The following is a 17,390-nucleotide window of genomic DNA, read 5'->3' as shown; positions in this document are numbered from 1 at the left end:
CCGGCAGTAATTATTTTCGACGTTCGGAACGGTGGCGTGCGCGAGCGAGAGCAGCCCTGTACTGCGATGACCGGTCGGAGAGGGTTTAAGCCAAGCGGACGTGGCGTCGACGCTCAGTCCATTCCCGGCTTGACGTTGCGTGTCTTCTTGACGCCGGAGCGCTTGGACTTGCCTTCCAGCCGGCGCTCCTTGGAGGCGCGTGTCGGCCGGGTGGCGATGCGGCGCTTCGGCCTGACCGCCGCGCGCTTGACCAGATCGACGAGGCGCGCCAGCGCGTCCTCGCGATTCATCTCCTGCGAACGGAAGCGGTCGGCCTGGATCACCACCACGCCGTCCTTGGTCAGCCGGGAGCCGACCAGCGGCACCAACCGCGCCTTGACGTCGGGCGGCAGGTCGGCGCCGGCGAGGTTGAAGCGCAGCTCGCAGGCGGTCGAAACCTTGTTGACGTTCTGCCCGCCGGGCCCGGAGGCCCGGACGAAGGTCACCGTGATATCGTCGGGATGGAGCGACAGCGAGGACGTGACTTCGATCATGTCGACCATGCCGCGCCTTCCCTCCGCTCGATCGCCCGGATAAGCGTCAGGCCGCCTTGGCGCGAATGTCGTGGCGGGCCAGCCGCTCGAACAGGTAATCGACCTCGGCGCGCGCCTTGGCCGACAGGCCGGCGCCCGGCTTGCGCTGGGCATCGGAAGCGATCACGCCACGCTTCTTCATCAGATATTTGCGCACCGCGAGGCCGGCGCCCGGCTGCTGCTCGTAGCGGACCAGCGGCAGATGGGCGTCGAACAGATCATGGGCGGCGTCGCGCTTGCCGGCCTGCTGCAGCTTGACCACGTCGACCAGCATGTCCGGGAAGGCGTAGCCGGTCATCGCGCCGTCGGCGCCACGCTCGCATTCGAAATCGAGGAACAGGCCGCCATTGCCGCAGAGGATCGAGACGTGGCGCATCGAGCCATCGGCCTCGAAACCGCGCAGCGTCGAGATCTTCTCCAGGCCCGGCCAGTCCTCGTGCTTCAACATGACGCAGGACGGCAGTTCCTGGATGATCGAGCGGATCACCTTGGGCGCCATGACCACCGTGAAGGTGATCGGGAAATCCTGGATGACGAAAGGCACGTCGTCGCCGATCGCATCCACCGCCTGCTTGTAATAGGTGATGATCTGGTCGTCGGTGCGCAGCGTGTTGGGCGGCGCGATCATGACACCGGCGGCGCCGGCATCCATCACGGTGCGGGCCAGCGAGCGCATATTGGCAAAGCCAGGCGCCGAAACGCCGACGATAACAGGCATGGACGGCCCGGCGCGCTTGATGATGTGTTTCGACAGCGAGACCGATTCCTCCTGGTCGAGCTTCGGCGCTTCACCCATGACACCAAGGATGGTCATGCCGGTGGCGCCGCAGGCGCGATAGAAATCGACCATGCTGTCCGTCGATGTGAGGTCGATACGGCCATCGTCATGGAACGGGGTGGCGGCAATCACATAGACGCCGCTGGCCTTGGTGAGATCGATACCGTTCGCCTGCATGGGACTTCCTCTCGTCGCGCTCTTCGCCGGGGCGATGTCAAGAATGCCAAGAACCCAAGCGATGCTAAGAACCTGGGCGATGCCACGAAAAAGCATGCGGGTCAAAGGCCCGGACCGCAAGGCTCGCATCCCGCGCGGTCAGCTTTGCCGCAACCGCATGGGCGGCGGCCGGCCGAGCGTCACGGCCCGCAACAGCCATTCGAGCGGGCCATAGGCAAACAGGCGAAGCCACCAGGCGCTGAGCATGAGCTGTACGCCGAAGATGGCGATGGCCAGGAACAGCACCAGCCAGGGCGGCAGCCGGCCGATCAGGCCAAGGCCGTAGGCATAGAAGATGAAAGCCGAGATCAAGGATTGCAGCAGATAGTTCGACAGGGCCATGCGGCCCGCGGGCGCCAGCAGGCGGGCGACCCTTGCGCCCGGCCCGGTCTGGAAGGCCAGCATGGCAGCCGCGATATAACCGCCGGTCAGAAAAGGCGCGGTCAGGATGCCGAGCGCGAGGCCGGCGAGCTCGCCGGCGGTGCCGACCCAGTAGACCGAAGTGAAGGCGTAGAACGCGGCCGTCGGCAGGCCAATGACGATGCCGAAAACCACCAGGTAGCCGGCAAGCGAACGATGGCGGTCGAAATCGCGGAGGAACTGGCGCCGGCCAGCAACCAGGCCAAGACAGAACATGGCCAAGGCGCAAGGGGCCTGAATCAAGCCGATCGGGATCCAGGCGGTGGTCAGGTGCTGGAGGTTCTGGCCGATGACGGCCGTGGGCGCGCTGCGATAGGCCGCCTCGGTGACGATCGCGGCCCGCGCCAGAGCTGCCCGATCAATGACCTCGCCAACGACATGGAGCAGCAGCGCGACAAAAGCCCAGACCAGGGCGGTGACCACCACCAGGACCTGGGCGAGGCCGAAGAGCTGCTCGTCCGAGCGATGGCGCAAGGCCAGCAGAACCAGGCCGAGCACGGCATAGGTGGTCAGGATATCGCCATAGAACAGCAGCACCGCATGGAGGAGGCCGATCAGCCAGAGCCCTGCCTGCCGGCGCAGCAGGCGCGGCATGAAGGGCTCGCCGGCCCGCTCGGCCGACTGCATCTGCAGGGTGAAGCTGTAGCCGAACAGGAAGGAAAACATCAGGTAGAACTTGGTTTCGAACAGCCAGGAGACCAGCCATTGCACGGCCTGGTCGAAGGGCGAGGTAAAGGCCGGATCGGCGACGCCGGTGCCGTAATAGGCCGAGGCGAAAGCCTTCATGTTGACCACCAGGATGCCGGCGAGAGCGATGCCACGCAGGGCGTCGACCCGGATGATCCGTTGCGCTGATGTCGCAGTCATGCCGTCACCGCCCCCGCGGGCCAAGGAAGCGGGTGATCAGCAGCCTGAGCGTCGCCGCCTGGTCTTTCGGCCGGAAGGTCGGGTCGACCGCCACCCGTCCGAAGATCCCGTCGATCAGCGCGCCGATCCAGGTCGCGGCGGCGGCCGGCTCGAGGCCCGGGTCAGCCTGTCCGCGCGACGCTGCTTCCGCGATCAGTGCGGCCAGCGCCGCCTGGATCTCCGCGTCATTGCGCGCCACCCGCTGGCCGATATCGGCATCACGCATGGCCTCGACGGAAATATCGAGCGCAAGGCGCGCATAGGCCGGGTCGGCCGCCAGGGCCAGGACGATATCCATGAAACCGAGCAGTTCGGCGAACAGGTCGTCGGCCTTGATCGCGTCCGCGAAATAGGCCGCCGTATCGCGCCGCTCGGCATCGACGATGCCTGCAATGATCGCCTGCTTGTTCGGAAAATAGTGAAACAGGTTGCCCGGGCTCATGCCGGCCTCGGCGCAGATCTCGGCGGTGCTGGTGCGGTGAAACCCCTTGGCCGAAAAACAGGCAATCGCGGCCTTGAGGATCTGCTGGCGCTTGGCCTCGTATTTATCGGGATCGACCTTGCGCATCCCATGCTCCTGCCAGCCAACGGACGGTGATATTTATTAGACTGACTAGTCGATCTAATAAATATCGTCAAGTCGAAAACGATCGGGCCGGACCTGGCCTACGCCCCGGGGGGCTCCTCCTTTGCCTCGCCCTGACCGTCGACGCGGGCGCAACCTCAAAACGAAAATCGCAATCGGCCATGCCATGCATGGGCCAAAGCGGCAGGATCAATGCCGCGACCGCGCCTGGTTGGCCGCGAAGCGCCATGCTGCGCGCCACGCGGTGATGTCGATCGGCTCACGCCCCCCCACTCGGCAGGTCAGCCCCTCGGGCCCGACGCCCCGCGTTGCGGTCTTGTGCCGGCTTCCCCCCGCACCCTAGGATTTGGCCCGATCGAAAGCGGCCGCCGAAGCGCAGCGCCGCGCACCAGCCAGGAGCCGCCATGTCCCGCGTTCTCACCGTCGCTGCCGCCCAGCTCGGCCCCATCCAGAAGGCCGAGGACCGGCAGAGCGTGGTGACCCGGATGATCGCGCTGATGGACGAGGCGCATGCCAGGGGCGGGAATTTCATCGTCTACCCGGAACTGGCGCTGACCACCTTCTTCCCGCGCTGGTACCATGAGGACCGCGCCGAGGCCGACAGCTGGTTTGAGGCCTCCATGCCGAATGCGGCGACCGCGCCGCTGTTCGACAAGGCCAGGGCGCTCGGCATGGCAATGAGCTTCGGTTATGCCGAGCTGACGCCGGAGGGCCGGCACTTCAACACCTCGATCCTGGTCGACCATGCCGGCAAGATCGCCGGCAAATACCGCAAGGTCCATTTGCCTGGACATGTCGACTATGACGACACCCGCTCGCACCAGCATCTCGAGAAGCGTTATTTCGAGCCGGGCGATCTCGGCTGGCCGGTGTGGAATTTCGCGGGCGGCCTGGTCGGCATGGCGATCTGCAACGACCGCCGCTGGCCGGAGACCTACCGCGTCATGGGCCTGCAGGGCGTCGAGATGGTGGTGCTCGGCTTCAATACGCCCTCGGTCAATTCACAGCGCAGCGACGAAGGCCTCGCCGACCGGCTGTTCCACCACCGCCTGTCGGTCCAGGCTGGCGCCTATCAGAACTCGACCTTCGTGGTCGCGGTGGCCAAGGCCGGCACCGAGGACGGCCATCACCTGACCGGCGGCACGCTGGTGGTCGATCCCAACGGCAAGATCCTCGGCGAGCTCGACCACGAACACGACGGCGTGCTGGTAGTGGCCTGCGACCTCGACGACACCCGGTTCGGCAAGGAGACGATCTTCGACTTCGCGCGCCACCGCCGGGTCGAACATTACGGCCTGATCATCGAACGTACCGGTGTCGGCGCGCCGCTGGGCGAATGAACCAGGGCCGCCGCCAGCAACGACGCGGCGTCCTGCGGCATTCGGTCTCGCGGCCTGTTCGCTGGCCCGGCCGGCGTCATGTAGACTAGAGCACAGGAGGCTTACCGATCAGGACACGGCATGGTGCTCAAGCCGATCATCAGGGACTTGAACACGTCGATCGAAAACCTGCGCCTCGCCTGGCGGATGCCTTGGGTGCGGGCCGCGACGGTGCTCGGCCTGATCGGTTATGCCCTTTATGCCTGGGTCCTGTTCCCGACCCAAACGGCACGCGTGCGCATCGGCATGGACGTCACTATCAACGGCGTCACCCGTTCGGCATCGAATGTGGTCGAGCTCAAATCGCGCAATGGCCTCGCTATTCTCAATGCCAACCATGCCTCGCTGCGCGGAGAAGCGGTCGTCCTGACGCTCGGCGCGCGGGCGGCGGTGGCCATGCTCATCACCCCCCTTCGAAACCCGTCGCCGGACTGGCTCATCCGGCAGGTCATCGCCGCGATGGGCGGCGACCTGCGCGAGCCGATCGAGACCGGCCTGATCCACGTCGCGGCCCAGTCGCGGCGCCATGAGTTCAGCTCCGCGGTGACCGAGGTCGACGGGCGGGAAGAGCACCCGCTTCAGCCGGATGTGATCTTCCTCGCCGACCGGCGCAACTTCCAGCCGGACCGCGACGGCCCGGGCGCCTGGGCGGAGGTGCCGATCCACCATCCCGACGCCGTGCTGGGGACATCAGGCGCGACCGTCGTGCTGTGGGTCGAGACGGTCTCGCGGCTGAGGCCGGTGACCCGCGGCGAGGTCACGGCCAAGCTGCCCTTCTTCAACAGCTTCTGGGCACGCAACCATGTCTCGCCGCCGGCGCCGCCGGCGCTGCGGCCGACCAATTTCAAGGTCGACTGAGCCAAGGCGGCGCTGCCGTGCCGGCCGAATCTGCCCGCCGAACGTGCGGCTCTGCCTTGGCTTCAGGCAGGATCGCCCGATTGCATACAGACCGAGCACCTGGATCCAGTGCGGTTATTCGCCTTATTTCATGACGTTAGCTCTCGCCGACGATCTGGCACGGAACTTGGAACCTTTCCGGCAGGCCCACTCCGGAGGTTTGCCGTGTCCCGCCTCACTCCCAGCCACCTCACCTTCACCCGCCGCGTCGTCCTGCAGGGCGCGGCGGCTCTTGCCGGCGGCGCTGCCATGACCGGTCCGGCGGCGAGCCAGACCGGCGGGCAGCCACTGCGCATCGGCATTTCGCTGTCCGACGTCCCGCGCATGTGGGGTGGGCCGGAGGGCGGCTTCGAGGGTGTCCGCTTCGGCGGCTACATGGTGTTCGATGCGCTGATCAACTGGGACATGACGAAGGCCGACGAACTGTCGCGGCTGACGCCGGGTCTCGCCGAGAGCTGGCGCGTCGATCCGACCGACAAGAAGCGCTGGATCCTGACCCTGCGCCAGGGCGTCAAATTCCATGACGGCACGCCGTTCGATGTCGAGGCGGCGATCTGGAATCTGGATTCGGTGTTCAAGCAGGACGCGCCGCAATATCACGCGCCGCGCTCCGGCCTGATCCGGTCCCGCCTGTCGTCGCTGGCAAGCTACGAGAAGATCGACGACAGCAGCATCGCCATATCAACCCAGTTCGTCGATGGTGCCTTCCCGTTCCAGCTCGCCTATCTCTGGTTCGTCAGCCCGGCGCGGCTCACGGAGCTCGGCGGCGACTGGCAGAAATTCGCTGTGAACCCGGCCGGCACCGGGCCTTACAAGGTGGTCTCGGTGACACCGCGCGAGCGCACCGAACTGGAAGCCAACGGCGCCTATTGGGACAGCAAGCGCGTGCCCAAGACCCCACGCACCGTGCTGATCCCGATTCCGGACGGCAATGCCCGGATCGCGGCACTCCGCGCCGGCACGATCGACATTGCCGAGACGTTGCCACCCGACGCGATCCCCTCGCTCAAGGCCGCCGGCATGGCGGTCGTCCAGAACTCCTATCCGCATATCTGGGCCTGGCGGCTCAACGTCAATCCGGGCACGCCCTTTGCCGATGTCCGCGTGCGCAAGGCGGCCAATCTGGCGATCGACCGGGAGGGCATGGTGCAGCTTCTCTCCGGCACGGCTCAGGCCGCCAAAGGCAATGTGCTGGCCGGCGAACCGTGGTTCGGCAAGCCTGGTTTCGACATCCGCTACGACGTCGACGCGGCCCGGAAGCTGATGGGCGAAGCCGGCTATGGACCGGCCAGGCGGCTGGCCGTGAAGGTCGTCATCGCGTCCGGCGGCGGTGGCCAGATGGTGCCCATGCCGATGAACGAGATGATGCAGGAGAACCTCAAGGACGTGTTCATCGACGTCACCTTCGAGGTGGTCGATTTCACCACCATCATCAACATGCTGCGCGGCGGCACACGGAGCGACCAGCAACGCGGGGTGCATGCCATCAATATCGCCATTCCGTCGATCGAGCCGACCGCCGGCTGGACGATCTATGACAGTGGCCTGACCGCGCCGCGCGGCAACAACTGGGGCTGGTACAACAATCCGGCGGTGGATCAGCAGATCAAGGTCATGCGCGAGGCGGTCGACCAGCCGGCGCAGGACGCGGCCATGGCCCGGCTGCATGAATTGCTGGTCGACGATGCGGCCGCGCTGTTCGTCGTCCACGACCTGAACCCACGCGGCCTGAGCCCGCGGGTCAAGGGCTTCGTGCAGGCGCGCAACTGGTTCCAGGACTATACGCCGGTCGTCGTCGGACCGGCGGCTTAGAACCTGGCCCATAGCGCATCCCTTGATGCTCGCGACAGGGGTGCACCGTCACATGCCAGGACTGAACATCTAGAGCCTGAGTTTCCGCAATGCCGCGACCAGCCCGGCGGTCGAGCCGTCGAGCCCGTCGATCGCGTGGACGCGGCCCGCCACCACCGGCTCCAGTTCGGTCGCCAGTTCCTTGCCGAGTTCGACCCCCCATTGATCGAAGGCGTTGATGCCGAGGACCGCCGCCATGACGAAGACCTTGTGCTCGTAAAGCGCGACCAGCATGCCGAGCGTCGCCGGGTCGAGCTTGCGATAGAGGAAGGTGGTGGAGGGCCGGTTGCCGGCGAACACACGATGCGGTGCGAGCGCCGCGGCTTCCTTGGCGCTCATGCCTTTGTCGCGCGCCAGGGCGGTCGCCTCCTCCAGCGTGCGGCCGCGCATCAGCGCCTGGCTCTGGGCCAGGCAATTGGCGATCAACAGGTCGTGGTGCTTGCGGCCACGCTCGTGCGGGCTCGCGGCGATCAGGAAGTCGCAAGGCACGACATCCGTGCCCTGGTGCAGCAGCTGGAAGAAGGCGTGCTGGCCGTTGGTGCCCGGCTCGCCCCAGATGACCGGGCCGGTGGCGCGCGGCACCGGATCGCCGGCAAGCGTGACGGATTTGCCCAGGCTCTCCATGTCGAGCTGCTGCAGGTGCGCCGGAAAGCGCGCCAGGCGCTGGTCATAGGGCAGCACCGCGTGGCTGGCATGACCCCAGACATTGCGATGCCAAAGCCCGATCAGCCCCATGATGACCGGCATATTGCGGGTCAAGGGCGCGGTGCGGAAATGCTGATCGACCCGCTCGGCGCCGGCCAGGAAGGCCTGGAAGTTACGTGGGCCGATGGCGATCATCAGCGCAAGACCGATCGCCGACCAGACCGAATAGCGGCCGCCGACCCAGTCCCAGAAGCGGAACATGCTCTGTTCGGGAATGCCAAAGGCGGTGACGGCGGCCAGATTGGTCGAGACCGCCGCAAAATGATGGCCGACCGCCGGCTCGCCGAGCGCCTGGGCCACCCAGGCGCGTGCCGTGGTGGCATTGGTCATGGTCTCGACCGTCGTGAAGGTCTTGGACGAAATGATGAACAGCGTGCGGGCGGGGTCGAGGCCCTTGAGCGTATCGGCCATATGGGCGCCGTCGACATTGGACACGAAGCGCACGCCGAGGCCACGCTTGGCATAAGGCGTCAAGGCCAGCGCCGCCATGGCGGGCCCGAGATCGGAGCCGCCAATACCGATATTGACGATGGTCGAAAACCGCTTGCCGGTGGCACCGCGCAAGGCGCCCGAGCGCAGGGCATCGGCAAAGGCGGCGCACCGCTCGCGCTCGGCGGCGACCGCCGGCATGACGTCGCGGCCGTCGACCAGCATGGGCGTGCCGGAGAGATTGCGCAGCGCGACATGCAGCACCGCGCGGTTCTCGCTCCGGTTGATCCGTTCGCCGGCGAACATCGCATCGCGCTTGGCCTCGAGGTCGCCGGCGCGGGCCAGGTCGGTCAGAAGCCGTATGGTCTTGGCCGTCACCCGGGTCTTGGAATAGTCCATCAGGATCGGGCCAAGCTTCATCGACAGGCGCTCGAAGCGCTTCGGCTCGGCGTTGAACAGAGCCTGAAGCGATGTCGCTTCGATCGAGCGCTTATGGCTCTCGAGAGCGGCGAAGGCGGCGGCGACGGCATCGGTCATGGCAGCGGGTTTCCGGTCTGGATGGCGATTCTTGGCGGGGACCATCGTGGCGCATCATGACCTTAAGATGATGAATTGCAGCATGATGCCATGACCGTCACCGGATCCCGCCGGCGAGCCCCGCCGGCCGGCAATGGCGCCGCGGCGTCACGCGCGCCGCGCGGCAAAGACGGCGAATTCGGCTGCCAGCCGCGCATAGATGGCGCGCTTGTAGGGCACGACCAGGTCTGGCAGACGCTCGAGCCTCTCCCAACGCCACAAATCGAATTCCGGCGGCTCGCCAGGCGCGGCATGCGACAGGTCGATGTCCTGGTCGGTTCCGGTGAAGCGAAAAGCGAGCCAGCTCTGCCGCTGGCCGCGCCAGCGGTCGAGCCGATGCGGCGGACCGTGATAGGGTGGCCAATCATAGCTGAGCTGTTCCGGGAGCATGCCGATGAGCACCGTGCTGGTGACGCCGGTCTCCTCGGCAAGCTCCCGGCGCGCCGCCGCCTCGATGTCCTCGCCGGGCTCGACGCCGCCTTGCGGCATCTGCCATTCGAAGCCGGCGGCGATCACTTCCGGCCCGTCATCGCTGGTGCGCCGGGCGATCAAGACCCGGCCGCGAACATCGAATAACGCAATGCCGACATTCGGCCGGTAGGTTGCGTCACCACCGCACATCCGTACACTCCCGAAGGACCCCATCACACGGCCGCGACCAACTATCTCCTCATTCGCATCGCATACCCGGAACGCATTGCATATGGCCAGACCGCTCGCCGTGAACCGCCACGACCGCATCCGCGAACGGATCGAAATCACCGGCTCTGCCACCGTCGGAGAACTCGCCAGCGAACTCGGCGTGTCGCGTGAAACGATCCGGCGCGACCTGAAGCTCTTGGCCGATCGCCGCGAGCTCGACGTGGTTCACGGCGGCGCCACCCGCAGGCTCGGCGTCGAGCCGAGCCTGGCCCAGCGCCAGGCCGACAATACGGCCGGCAAGGCCGCGATCGCCAGGGCCGCGGCGGCACTGGTCGAAGACGACATGGTGGTGCTGCTCGATTCCGGGACCACCGCGCTGCTGGTCGCCGAGGCGCTGACATCGAAGAGCCGGCTGACCGTCATCACCAATGGGTTGGCCAATGCGCTGCTCTTGGCCCGGGTGCCAAGCTTTCGGGTGATCGTGCTGGGCGGCGAGATCGATGCCGCCGACGAAGGTTCCGTCGGCATCGACACCATGGACATGCTCAGGAACTATCGCGTCGACATCGCCTTCGTCGCCGCGGGAGGCCTCGCTGCCGACGGCCAGCCGACCGATTTCTCCAGGCTCTGGGCGGAGCAGCGCCAGCGCATGATCGCCGTGGCGAAACGGGCCTATTTCATGGTCGATTCATCGAAATTCGAGCGCCAGACGCCAGTGCGCATCACCGGTGTCGACAATGCGACCGGCATCATCGTCGACATCGCGCCGAGCCGGCAGTTGAGCCAGGCGGTTTCGGACCGCGGCTTCGACATGCTGGTCGCCTGAGACGGGCGGCGGTCAGCCGGGCAGGCGATGGCCGTAATCGATCGGGTTGACCGAGACGAGTTCGGCGGTTGCATAAAAGACCAGCACGGCAATGACGATCTGCCGGCCGAGCGAGCGGCGCATGGCGGAGGCCGCCAGGACGTCGCCGCGCAGCATCAGCCTGGCATGGCGGAAGCGCGCGCCGAAGGCCGAAAGCAGGATCAACGCCACCAGGGCGAGCTTGGCGATCAGCGCCCAGCCGAACCAGGAGCCGGTCAGGTTGCGGGCCGCGCCAACAAGATACCAGGCGACGACCAGACCGGTGGCGGCAACCAGGATGACGAAGACTGTCGCATACCGCGACCAGACCGCCAGGGTCTCGGCCGCCGAGCGCGGATCCCGGCGCAGCGTGATGTTGCGCAAGGGGAACAGGCTGCCGAACCAGAAGGCGACGGCGGTCAGATGCAGGACGGTCAGCGCGGCCAGCTCCTGGCGCGGACGATATTGGGTGGTATGGCCGATGGCGACATAGCTCGCGGCGATCACCACGGCCCCGATGGCGCCGATGCCGGCGCCCCAGGTGCGGCGCACCAGGGCGAAAAGAACCAGGACCAGGCCGACGAGCCGCAGCAGGCCAGCGTCGCCGAAACGCGAGCGGGCAATGCCGGAATAGATCTCGAAGCGGAACGCCGCCTCGGGCATGCGGGACAGGCTCAAGGCGCGCATCGGCCAGGCGGCGAGGCTGGCGAGGAGGCCGGCCAGCACCAGCACGGCAAGCCAGCGGCGTGCCGCGGTCGCTTCGTCGGCGGTGAGCTCGCCGCTCATGAACAGCAGAAACAGGGCAACGCCGGCAGCCCCCAGCGTGCCGGCATAACCGGCGGCGCGCAGAAGCACGGTAAGCGCGTTCCAAAGGTCGCCCGAGCCTTGCCAGAACTCCAGGATCATGCCGGCCTCTCCGCGAATCCGCCTTGCCGTCCGCCTGACGGTTCAGCTAGCCCGAATTTGCCGCTCGGGCTACGGTCATCGCCGGCTATGGGAGATTTGGACGCGCGCGGAACCGCCACGCAAGCGCTGATGTCGCGGCAAATGATGCGAGCGCGATGACGAACAGAATGACGAAACCCCAGCCGGGGCCAATCGTATCGAGAACGAAGGCATAGGCCGTCGGCGCCACCGCGGTGACCACCAGGCCGGGCGTCGCGATGGTCGCGAGCACGCTGGCATAACCGTGCTTGCCGAACAGCACCAGCGGCACGGCGCCGCGCACGATGGTGACCAGGCCAATGGAAATGCCGAACAGGATCGAGAAGGCGAGCAGCGCCGGCGTCGAGGCGCCGCCGCCGGCCAGCGGCGCAAAGGCCAGCACCAGGATGCCGGTCGACAGCATGGCGAAGGCGAACGGATTTAGATTCTGCCCGAAGATCATTTCGGCGAGCCGGCCGAGCGTCTGGAACACCCCCCGGATCGAGGCGATCCAGACGGCGGTGGCGGCGGAGGCGCCGAGCATCACCACGGCCGGAATGAAATGGGCATTGAGCGCCACCGTGACGAAGGAATTGCAGGCAAGCGCAATGGCCAGAAGCAGGATCGCGGAGGCGCGCCGCGAGGCCGGCACCAGCGGTTCCGGATCCACACCATTGCCGTTCAGGCCGTTCCGCGGATTCGACGTCGCGCTCTTCTTCGGCAGCGCCAGATGCAGCGGCGTGCAGAGGACCAGGACCGACAGGGCGCAGACGATCCAGGCGACGCGCCAGCCATAGGCCTCGTTCACATAATGGCAGATCGGCCAATAGACCGTCGACGCAAGGCCGCCGAACAAGGCCAGCACGCTGATCGGCCGCCGCGCGGCGGTGCCGTGAATCTCGACCAGGGTCGCGAAGGCTGCGTCATAAAGGGTCAGACGCGACGCAAGGCCAAGGACGATCCAGGCGGCGGCATAGACGGTCGCCTCTGTCACCTGCGAGAGCAGGGCAAGGCCCAATGCCGCCACCACCGACCCCATGGTCATGGTCACGCGGCCGCCACGCTTTTCGAGGAAGCGCGCCGCCGGCTTTGCCACCAGGCCGCCGACCAGCAGCGATATCGAGAAGCCTAGGAAGATGAAGGTCTGGCTCCAGCCGAGCTCCGCCGCCATCGGCTTCGACAGCACGGATATGGCGTAGACGATGGTGCCCCAGGAAATGATCTGGGTGATGCCGAGAGCGACGATGATGAAAGCTGAGGAGATGGGCATGGCGAGCTGGCGCAACCTAGCCGAGCCGGCTCAGCTTAGACATCGCCGTTTCGGCAGAGGCCGGCTGCGCCGCGCGCTCGGCAAGACCGCCGCCGGCCCGGTCAGGACGGCGGCAGGAATGGCTGGGCGATCGCCCGGAACGGCGCCAGGGCCTCACAGCGCGCGGCGTGTCCGGCGAGCGCCGGCCAACGCTGATCGTCGAACAGGCCGGGATGGGCCTCACCAGTGCCCCTGAGAACACAGGCGACCGCAATATCGGCGTGTCCAATGGTGTCTCCGAACCAGAACGGCGTCGCCCGGATCGCCCGCTTGGCTTCGAGCACATCCAGGACGCCGCGGATCTGCATTTCCAGGCGATCAACCCAGACCTGCGATATCTGCTGGTGCAGCACCCGCTCATAGGTGAGGCTGCCGGCCTTTTCGCCGAGCCCGGCGGCCAGCGCGCAGATCTTCAAGGCGTGGCGCCGGGCCGGGCCGCTCTCGGCGATCAGCGCCCTGGACGGGCCGACGAGTTCATCGAGATAGTCGAGGATCGCGGCGCTTTCGATCAGCACTTCGCCGTCGTCGAGGATCAGCGCCGGCACCCGGATCAGCGGGTTGTAACGGGCAACCTCGTCTGAGTCGCTGAACACCGACCAGGGGCGATGCTCGAAAGCCAGGCCATAGAGGCTGAGCGCAATCGCAACGCGCCGGACGAAAGGCGAATCATATTGGCCGATCAGGATCACGGCGGTCGTCTCCGGTGAGTATCTCAGCGAGAAGCTTAGCCTGCCTCCGGCCGATTGACAGGGCCTGATCGATGATCCGGACGGCGCGCCGCTACCGGCGGTTCGCGCCGCCGCCGCCGCAACGGGCATAGACCATCATGCCGTAGCGGCCATGCGCTTCGTCATGGGTGTAGCGGGTGATGAAGGTATTGGCGTCGACGACGATCAGTTCGCGATTGGCGCGGTTGCCGGGTTCGACGGTGCCCGGCGGCACCAGATAGGTCTTGCCATTGGCCGAGACGAGCCGCAATTCGCTGGGCGCCGCGGCATCGGCGGCATGCATCATGGCGCCGCCGTTCGGCCCTCGCGCGATCACATAGGGATGGCCGCAGGAGCCGCGCGCGCCGGCGATCGACTTCGCCCGGTCGGCATCGTTCCAATAGGAGACGAAACCCCAGCGCCCGACAAATTGCTCGGCGCCCTGGGCCAGGGCCGGCGCAGCGGTGAGGACGGCGACAAGGACGAGGGCGGCGCGGCGCATGGGCGTTTCCGGGGAAGCGTTTCGATCGGCCGAGATTTAGGCGAGCCGCGCGATCCGGCCAAGAACCTCGCGCCTTGCCAAGCGCATATGGCCATCGACCGTGACCGGGAAACAACGCCATCTCGCCGTGGCCCCGGCGACAGCCATACAGGCCATGGTCGATGCGAAAAATCCGGGCTAGGGTCCGCCCTCAACGGCAACGGGCGCAGCAGTCGCCCGACGGCATGATCACGGGAGGTTTCACATGAACAGGGCAACGGGCAAGGCGCGGGCGTTCGGCAGCTTGATGCTGGTCAAATCACTGGCGCTGGTCGGCGCGCTGGCGGCATTCGGCGCGCTTGTCACGGCAGGCCCCGTCGCTGCGCAGAACTATCCGAACCGGCCGATCCGCGCGATCGTGCCCTTCGCCGCCGGCAGCGCCACCGACATCGTCGCACGCACCTTCGGCGACCGGATGAGCCTGCTGCTCGGCCAGTCGATCGTCATCGAGAACCGGCCGGGCGCCAATGGCATGATCGGTGCCGATGCGGTCGCCAAGGCGCAGGCCGACGGCTACACCATCCTGATCGGCACCAATTCGACCAATGCGGCGGCGCCCGCCCTGTTCAACAACGTACCGTTCGACATGCACCGGGATTTCCAGCCTGTGTCGTTCCTCTGTTCGGTGCCGCTGATCGTCGCGGTGTCCAACGCGGTTCCGGTCAGGACGCTCGCCGAGCTGATCGCGCTGGCCAAGACCCGCAACGACCTGACCTTTGCGTCCGCCTCGGCCTCCCAGCGCGTCTCCACGGAAATGCTGCTGGCCATGACCGGCATCAAGATGACCCATGTGCCCTATCGCCAGGGCCCGACCGCCATGCAGGACCTGATCGCCAACCGGGTGACGCTGTTCACCGCCGATCTCGGCGTGATGCTGCCGCAGGTGCGCGCCAACACGGTCCGGGCGCTGGCCGTCACCTCATCGACCCGTTCGCCGCAGATGCCGGACCTGCCGACGGTCGACGAGGCCGCCGGCCTCAAGGGTTATGAGCTGATTGCCTGGTTCGCCATGTTCACCCCGGCCAACGTGCCGGCCGAGGTGGTGACCAAACTCAATGCCGCCGTGCGCGAAGCGGCCAAGTCGCCGGAATTGCAGAATGCCCTGACCGCTGCGCTCGGCATGCAGGTCGCGCCGTCCTCGCCGGAAGAACTGAGCGCCCGGGTCCGCGAGGAAGCAGCCAAATGGATGCAGGCGGCAACCATCGCGGGTATCGAAAAGCAATGATCCGGGTTGCCACCCGCGCCGACCTCGAACGGATCGGCGAGATTCGCATGGCGGTTCGCGAGAACCGCCTGACCCAGCCGGCCAAGATCGTCGACCAGGTCGAATGGCTGATCGATCGCGACGGCTTCTGGGTCTGGGATCAGGACGGCACGATCCAGGGGTTCTCATCGGCCGACCCGCGCGACGGCTCGATCTTCGCGCTGTTCATCGATCCGGACTTCGAAGGGCGTGGCGCCGGCCAGGCCCTGCTCGCCGCGGCTTGCGCCGCGCTGAAGGGTGCCGGCCATTGCAAGGCCTGGCTGACCACTGGCCATGGCACCCGCGCCGAGCGGTTCTATCGCCTGAACGGCTGGGCCGCGACCGGTCTCGCCGACAACGGCCAGATCGTCTTCGAGAAAGGTTTCGCCGGCTGATCCGGAGAGCCGGCGAACCGCCCGTGGCCGTGCCGTTCAGTGCATGGATCGGGCGGCGCGCGGGTTTGACGGGGGATCGACCATGACACCTGCCTCGATCATCGCACGTTGCCTGGCCTTGATGCTGACGGTGCTGCTGCTGTCGACAACGGCAGGGGCCGCCGAAATCAAGGGGATGAATTCCGGTGGCTTCACCGCCGCCTATCGCGAATTGCTGCCGGCCACCGAGCGAAGGCCTTGACGGCGGTCTCCCCGCGGCTGGCGAACTGCGGTAAAATTAGCGCGCCATGACCCGCCATACCGACGACCTCGCCAATGCAATCACTCCGGAGGTGCTTCTCCGGGCTTATGCCTGCGGCATTTTCCCGATGTCGGAAGGCGCTGACGATCCCGGCCTCTACTGGGTCGAACCGGACCGGCGCGGCATCATTCCGCTCGACGGCTTCGACGTGCCGTCGCGGCTCGGCCGCACCGTCAAGTCCGGGCGGTTCGAGATCCGCATGGACCACGATTTCGAGGCGGTGATCGATGCCTGCGCCGCACCGGCGGACGGGCGCGGCACGACCTGGATCAACGGCCGCATCCGTGCGCTCTATGGCGCGCTGTTCGCCATGGGCCATTGCCACACGGTCGAGGCCTATCAGGACGGGCGGCTGGTCGGCGGCCTCTATGGTGTCCGGCTGGGCGCGGCCTTTTTCGGCGAAAGCATGTTCCATGTCGAGCGCGACGCCTCGAAGGTGGCGCTGGTCCATCTGGTGGCGCGGCTGATCGCCGGCGGTTTCCGGCTCCTGGATACCCAGTTCGTCACCGACCACCTGCGTTCGCTCGGCGCCATCGAACTGCCACGGCGGCAATATCAAAGGCTGCTCGACGAGGCGGTCGCGGCCGGCGCGACCTGGACGCCGGCGCCGCTCGCCCCTAAAGACGCGCTCGCCGTCATCCAGGCGACGAGGACCATCGCATTATGATCATCCGCCCCGCGACCGATGCCGATGGCACGCGCCTCGCCCGCCTGATCGCCCGCGTCTTCGCGGAATATCCCGGCTGCCAGTTCCTCGATGACGAATTTCCGGAACTCAGGGCGCCGGCCAGCCACTATCGAACCCATGGCGGGCAGTTGTTCATCGCCGAGAACGACAACCAACTCGTCGGGTCGCTCGCAGCGACAATGACCTCGGCGCCCGGCATCGCCGAACTGTTCAAGGTCTATGTCGCGGCCGATGCGCGCGGCTCGGGATTGGCGCAGCGGCTGTTCGCCGAGGGCGAGGCGCTGGTTCGCGCCAAGGGCGCCCGCGAGATCGTGCTCTGGTCGGACACCCGCTTCACCCGCGGCCACGGCTTCTACGAAAAGCTCGGCTTCAGCCGCGAGCCGGTCTCGCGTTATCTCGCCGATGTCAGCGAGAGCTGGGAGTTCTGCTTCCGCAAGGCGCTGGCGGGCTGAGCGGCACGGCTCGACCCGCCAAGCCGTCG

General features: G+C 66.8%; 19 protein-coding genes. 9 read left to right on the top strand and 10 right to left on the bottom strand.

Translation table 11 applies throughout. The annotated features are described in order from the left end of the window. Positions 1-113: 113 nt before the first annotated feature. The 4 genes from arfB to E8M01_RS16705 form a co-directional block, all read right to left on the bottom strand. Entirely contained in the window at positions 114-533 is a 420-nt protein-coding gene (gene arfB, locus E8M01_RS16720) for an alternative ribosome rescue aminoacyl-tRNA hydrolase ArfB (protein WP_136964679.1), read from the bottom strand. A 46-nt stretch (positions 534-579) separates the two neighbouring features. Then, positions 580-1,512 (bottom strand): dihydrodipicolinate synthase family protein, encoded by a 933-nt coding sequence (locus tag E8M01_RS16715; protein ID WP_136964678.1) that lies wholly within the window; start codon positions 1,510-1,512, stop codon positions 580-582. 153 nt (positions 1,513-1,665) lie between these two features. Beyond that, entirely contained in the window at positions 1,666-2,853 is a 1,188-nt protein-coding gene (locus E8M01_RS16710; RefSeq protein WP_136961153.1) for a DUF418 domain-containing protein, read from the bottom strand. Between the two features lie 4 nt (positions 2,854-2,857). Further along, a complete protein-coding gene (locus tag E8M01_RS16705) occupies positions 2,858-3,460 on the bottom strand; it encodes a TetR/AcrR family transcriptional regulator (protein WP_136961152.1) in 603 nt (200 codons plus the stop codon). 422 nt (positions 3,461-3,882) lie between these two features. Between E8M01_RS16705 and E8M01_RS16700 the strand changes: the two genes are divergently transcribed. From E8M01_RS16700 to E8M01_RS16690, 3 genes are all read left to right on the top strand, one after another. Further along, positions 3,883-4,818, top strand: coding sequence for an N-carbamoyl-D-amino-acid hydrolase (locus tag E8M01_RS16700; RefSeq protein ID WP_136961151.1), 936 nt, complete (start codon positions 3,883-3,885; stop codon positions 4,816-4,818). Between the two features lie 120 nt (positions 4,819-4,938). Continuing rightward, entirely contained in the window at positions 4,939-5,715 is a 777-nt protein-coding gene (locus E8M01_RS16695; RefSeq protein WP_136961150.1) for a hypothetical protein, read from the top strand. Between the two features lie 204 nt (positions 5,716-5,919). Continuing rightward, entirely contained in the window at positions 5,920-7,566 is a 1,647-nt protein-coding gene (locus E8M01_RS16690) for an ABC transporter substrate-binding protein (RefSeq protein WP_136961149.1), read from the top strand. A 69-nt stretch (positions 7,567-7,635) separates the two neighbouring features. On the opposite strand, the gene pgi is transcribed toward E8M01_RS16690, so the two are convergent. Together pgi and E8M01_RS16680 are read right to left on the bottom strand one after the other, a co-directional pair. Further along, positions 7,636-9,276, bottom strand: a complete 1,641-nt coding sequence (gene pgi / locus E8M01_RS16685; RefSeq protein ID WP_136961148.1) for a glucose-6-phosphate isomerase — start codon at positions 9,274-9,276, stop codon at positions 7,636-7,638. A 147-nt stretch (positions 9,277-9,423) separates the two neighbouring features. Then, complete coding sequence (locus tag E8M01_RS16680) at positions 9,424-9,936, bottom strand: RNA pyrophosphohydrolase (RefSeq protein ID WP_136961147.1); 513 nt, start codon at positions 9,934-9,936, stop codon at positions 9,424-9,426. Positions 9,937-10,018: 82 nt separating this feature from the next. Here E8M01_RS16680 and E8M01_RS16675 point away from each other — a divergent pair, with 82 nt between their 5' ends. Then, complete coding sequence (locus tag E8M01_RS16675; protein WP_136961146.1) at positions 10,019-10,783, top strand: DeoR/GlpR family DNA-binding transcription regulator; 765 nt, start codon at positions 10,019-10,021, stop codon at positions 10,781-10,783. A 12-nt stretch (positions 10,784-10,795) separates the two neighbouring features. On the opposite strand, the gene E8M01_RS16670 is transcribed toward E8M01_RS16675, so the two are convergent. The 4 genes from E8M01_RS16670 to E8M01_RS16655 all read right to left on the bottom strand — a co-directional run bounded on the left by E8M01_RS16670 (position 10,796) and on the right by E8M01_RS16655 (position 14,243). Next, on the bottom strand, positions 10,796-11,707 hold the full coding sequence (locus E8M01_RS16670) for a copper resistance D family protein (protein ID WP_136961145.1): 912 nt from the start codon (positions 11,705-11,707) through the stop codon (positions 10,796-10,798). An 85-nt stretch (positions 11,708-11,792) separates the two neighbouring features. After that, entirely contained in the window at positions 11,793-12,995 is a 1,203-nt protein-coding gene (locus tag E8M01_RS16665) for an MFS transporter (protein ID WP_136961144.1), read from the bottom strand. 101 nt (positions 12,996-13,096) lie between these two features. Beyond that, on the bottom strand, positions 13,097-13,723 hold the full coding sequence (locus tag E8M01_RS16660) for a glutathione S-transferase family protein (RefSeq protein ID WP_136961143.1): 627 nt from the start codon (positions 13,721-13,723) through the stop codon (positions 13,097-13,099). Positions 13,724-13,814: 91 nt separating this feature from the next. Next, a complete protein-coding gene (locus E8M01_RS16655) occupies positions 13,815-14,243 on the bottom strand; it encodes a hypothetical protein (protein WP_136961142.1) in 429 nt (142 codons plus the stop codon). A gap of 244 nt (positions 14,244-14,487) precedes the next feature. Between E8M01_RS16655 and E8M01_RS16650 the strand changes: the two genes are divergently transcribed. The 5 genes from E8M01_RS16650 to E8M01_RS16635 all read left to right on the top strand — a co-directional run bounded on the left by E8M01_RS16650 (position 14,488) and on the right by E8M01_RS16635 (position 17,361). Further along, the gene (locus E8M01_RS16650) at positions 14,488-15,507 is read left to right on the top strand and encodes a Bug family tripartite tricarboxylate transporter substrate binding protein (protein WP_215908896.1); all 1,020 of its coding nucleotides are present in this window, start codon (positions 14,488-14,490) and stop codon (positions 15,505-15,507) included. Further along, positions 15,504-15,920, top strand: coding sequence for a GNAT family N-acetyltransferase (locus tag E8M01_RS16645; RefSeq protein WP_136961141.1), 417 nt, complete (start codon positions 15,504-15,506; stop codon positions 15,918-15,920). Before E8M01_RS16650 ends, E8M01_RS16645 begins: the two co-directional genes overlap by 4 nt. A gap of 82 nt (positions 15,921-16,002) precedes the next feature. Further along, on the top strand, positions 16,003-16,161 hold the full coding sequence (locus tag E8M01_RS35090; RefSeq protein WP_170181933.1) for a hypothetical protein: 159 nt from the start codon (positions 16,003-16,005) through the stop codon (positions 16,159-16,161). Positions 16,162-16,207: 46 nt separating this feature from the next. Beyond that, positions 16,208-16,888, top strand: a complete 681-nt coding sequence (gene aat, locus E8M01_RS16640; RefSeq protein ID WP_136961140.1) for a leucyl/phenylalanyl-tRNA--protein transferase — start codon at positions 16,208-16,210, stop codon at positions 16,886-16,888. Further along, positions 16,885-17,361, top strand: a complete 477-nt coding sequence (locus tag E8M01_RS16635; RefSeq protein ID WP_136961139.1) for a GNAT family N-acetyltransferase — start codon at positions 16,885-16,887, stop codon at positions 17,359-17,361. The genes aat and E8M01_RS16635 overlap by 4 nt, the downstream gene beginning before the upstream one ends. The last annotated feature ends 29 nt before the right edge of the window (positions 17,362-17,390 follow it).

Origin of the sequence: Phreatobacter stygius (genome assembly GCF_005144885.1) — a bacterium.
Classification (GTDB): Bacteria; Pseudomonadota; Alphaproteobacteria; order Rhizobiales; family Phreatobacteraceae; genus Phreatobacter; species Phreatobacter stygius.
The sequence above is the reverse complement of the archived record's forward strand: the minus strand, read 5'-3'. Positions and strand labels throughout refer to the sequence as shown.